Annotated in this window: 1 tRNA gene and 2 rRNA genes; all 3 read right to left on the reverse strand. The window is 45.3% G+C overall.

The features are described from left to right. Positions 1 to 129, reverse strand: a 23S ribosomal RNA gene (locus tag EIZ48_RS28615); the annotation flags it as partial. Between the two features lie 302 nt (positions 130 to 431). Continuing rightward, a tRNA-Glu gene (locus tag EIZ48_RS28620) sits at positions 432 to 507 on the reverse strand. A 98-nt stretch (positions 508 to 605) separates the two neighbouring features. Continuing rightward, positions 606 to 721, reverse strand: a 16S ribosomal RNA gene (locus EIZ48_RS28625); the annotation flags it as partial.

Raw genomic sequence — 721 nt, forward strand, 5'->3', positions numbered from 1 at the left:
GGTTTCCCCATTCGGAAATCCCAGACTCAAGTGGCTCTTACTGCCTAATCTGGGCTTAACGCAAGTTAGTACGTCCTTCATCGCCTCTGACTGCCAAGGCATCCACCGTGTACGCTTAGTCACTTAACCATACAACCCCAAGAGGTTTTTTATTTTCACTTTTCAAAAAAGTGAAGACAAAAGCGTATGTTCAAACAACCAAGGTTTACGTCACCTACATTCGATCAAGAAAAGTAAGGACATTGGTTTTTCGCCGGACTCTTACACAAGACACTTGAATGTGTATTGCTTGAGAACTCGTTCTCGATGAAACATTTTAATTCAATTGTAAAAATTGAATTTACTAGTCAGCTTTCCAGATTGTTAAAGAGCATGTGTTTATCAAGAGATATCCACTTTCTAATCACACTCAGATGAGTGTATTTAGAAAGTGGCGTCCCGTAGGGGAGTCGAACCCCTGTTACCGCCGTGAAAGGGCGGTGTCCTAGGCCTCTAGACGAACGGGACCAAGTGTTTCTGCCAACGTTGTTGGGCAACGTTAGCGCTCTCTTACATTTTAACCAGGCAATCTGWGTGGACACTGCATCAAACAAGCAGTCTATCGTTAAGGAGGTGATCCAGCCCCAGGTTCCCCTAGGGCTACCTTGTTACGACTTCACCCCAGTCATGAACCACACCGTGGTAAACGCCCTCCCGAAGGTTAAGCTATCTACTTCTGGTG

Source organism: Photobacterium alginatilyticum (assembly GCF_009910675.1).
GTDB lineage: Bacteria > Pseudomonadota > Gammaproteobacteria > Enterobacterales > Vibrionaceae > Photobacterium > Photobacterium alginatilyticum.